Origin of the sequence: Streptomyces sp. NPDC059917 (assembly GCF_042730635.1) — a bacterium.
Taxonomy (GTDB): Bacteria; Actinomycetota; Actinomycetes; order Streptomycetales; family Streptomycetaceae; genus Streptomyces.
The window spans coordinates 2190-4680 of the sequence record NZ_JBHWLC010000173.1; the positions used below are offsets into that span (position 1 = coordinate 2190).

Consider the following 2491-nt stretch of genomic DNA (forward strand, 5'->3'; position numbering starts at 1 on the left):
ATTACCACCCCCTGGGCTGCCCCCCCCCCGCGGGGGGGGGGGGGGGGGGGGGGGCCCCCCCCCCCCCCGCGCCCGGGCCCGCGGGACCGATCGCAAGCCCGGGGCCAGCCCCGGCCGGATCCGGCGCGCGCTGGCCACCCACTGGTACGCCTGGACGATGGTCACCCCCGTGGTGCTCGTCCTCGGCGTGATCATCGGGTGGCCGCTGGTCCGCGGGATCTACCTGTCGCTGACCGACGCCAACGAGCGCAACGTCGCCCGCACGATCGGCCCCAACACGATCGACGCGACGTACCAGTTCGTCGGCCTCGACAACTACACGGCCGCGCTGAGCGACCCGGTCTTCCTGGACCGGCTGGTGTGGACGGTGATCTGGACCGTCACCTGCGTGTCCGTCACCTTCGTGCTGGGCCTCGGCCTCGCGAACATCCTGAACCGGGAGTTCCGGGGCCGCGCCGTCTACCGGATGGCGCTCATCCTGCCCTGGGCCGTCCCCGGCTTCGTCTCCGTCTTCGCCTGGCGGTTCCTCTTCAACCGCGACAACGGCATCCTGAACAAGGTCCTCGAAGGCGGCGGGATCTCCGCCGTGCCGTGGCTCGACGACCCCACCTGGGCCAAGCTCGCGGTCATCACCGTCAACGTCTGGCTGGGCATCCCCTTCATGATGGTGGCCCTGCTCGGCGGCCTCCAGTCCATCCCCGGCGAGCTGTACGAGGCCGCCGAGATGGACGGCGCGAGCCCCTGGCAGCGCTTCCGGCACATCACCCTGCCGGGGCTGCGCACGGTCAGCATGACGGTGATCCTGCTCTCCACCATCTGGACCTTCAACATGTTCCCGGTGATCTTCCTGCTCACCCGCGGTGGACCGGGCGACGCCACCGAGATCCTCGTGACGCAGGCGTTCCGGCAGGCGTTCGTGACCAGCCCGCGCGACTTCGCCGGGTCCGCGACCTGGGGCGTCCTCATCCTCGCCCTGCTCATGATCTTCGCGCTGGTCTACCGGCGTTCGCTGCGCAAGCAGGGAGAGGTGTGGTGACCGTGACGACCACCTCCAACGCCGGAGCCACGGCCGCCGCCGGAGCCGGGGCGACCAAGGCGGTGCGGCCGCGCGGGCAGCGCGGGCCGCTCGCCTCCGTGACCCTGCACGCCACGCTCGTCGTCGCGGCCGTCATCGCGGTCTTCCCGGTGCTGTGGATCCTGCTGACCTCGCTCAAGCCGCCGCAGCAGGCGGTCAGCACCGACTTCGTCAAGGACCCCACCCTCGACAACTACCGGTACCTGGTGGACCACACGTCCTTCTTCACCTGGTTCGGCAACTCGGTGCTGGTCGCGGGCATCACCACCGTCCTCGGCGTGTTCATCGCCGCGACCACGGGCTACGCGGTCAGCCGCTTCCGGTTCCCCGGCATGAAGCCGCTGATGTGGACCCTGCTGGTCACCCAGATGTTCCCGATGGCCATCCTGATCGTCCCGCTCTACAACCTGATGGGGGAGCTGGGGCTGCTCAACCAGCCGCTCGGCCTGATCATCACGTACCTCACCATCGCGGTGCCGTTCTGCGCCTGGATGATGAAGGGCTTCTTCGACACCATCCCGATCGAGATCGACGAATCCGGTCGGGTCGACGGGCTCAACCCCTTCGGGACCTTCTGGCGGCTGATCCTCCCGCTGGCCCGCCCGGGCCTCGCGGTCACCGCCTTCTACTCCTTCATCACCGCCTGGGGCGAGGTGGCGTACGCCTCCGCCTTCCTGGTCGGCGACGACAACCTCACGCTGGCCGGGGGTCTGCAGACCTTCGTCACCCAGTACACCGCCAACTGGGGTCCGATGACGGCGGCTTCCGTCCTCATCGCCATCCCCGCGGCGATCTTCTTCGTCTTCGCCCAGCGTCACCTCGTCGCCGGTATGACCGCGGGCGCGACCAAGGGCTGACCACCCTTCCCGACGCGTACAACCGGCCCGATCTCTCCAAGGACGACATGACCCAGCACCTCGCCGACGCTCTTCCCACCGCGACCGGCACCCAGCCCGGCTGGTGGCGGGAAGCGGTGATCTACCAGGTCTACCCGCGCAGCTTCGCCGACAGCAACGGGGACGGGATGGGGGACCTCGAAGGGGTCCGGACCCGGCTGCCCTACCTCAAGGAACTGGGCGTCGACGCCGTCTGGCTCAGCCCGTTCTACGCCTCCCCGCAGGCCGACGCGGGCTACGACGTCGCCGACTACCGGGCCATCGACCCGATGTTCGGCAGCCTGCACGACGCCGACGCCGTGATCCGCGAGGCCCACGCGCTGGGCCTGCGGATCATCGTGGACCTCGTTCCCAACCACTGCTCCGACCAGCACGAATGGTTCAAGCAGGCGCTGCGCGAGGGGCCCGGCAGCCCGCTGCGCGAGCGCTTCCACTTCCGGCCGGGGCGCGGGGCGGGCGGGGAGCTGCCGCCGAACGACTGGGAGTCGATCTTCGGCGGCCCGGCGTGGACGCGGGTCGC

Annotated in this window: 3 protein-coding genes; all 3 read left to right on the top strand. The window is 70.1% G+C overall.

The features are described from left to right. Positions 1 to 16 precede the first annotated feature (16 nt). Complete coding sequence (locus ACFWAR_RS39190; protein ID WP_385788456.1) at positions 17 to 1036, top strand: carbohydrate ABC transporter permease; 1020 nt, start codon at positions 17 to 19, stop codon at positions 1034 to 1036. A 2-nt stretch (positions 1037 to 1038) separates the two neighbouring features. Beyond that, complete coding sequence (locus tag ACFWAR_RS39195; RefSeq protein WP_385788459.1) at positions 1039 to 1932, top strand: sugar ABC transporter permease; 894 nt, start codon at positions 1039 to 1041, stop codon at positions 1930 to 1932. Positions 1933 to 1979: 47 nt separating this feature from the next. Then, positions 1980 to 2491, top strand: a 512-nt coding sequence (locus tag ACFWAR_RS39200) for an alpha-amylase family glycosyl hydrolase (RefSeq protein ID WP_385788453.1), incomplete at its 3' end; no start/stop codon positions are given.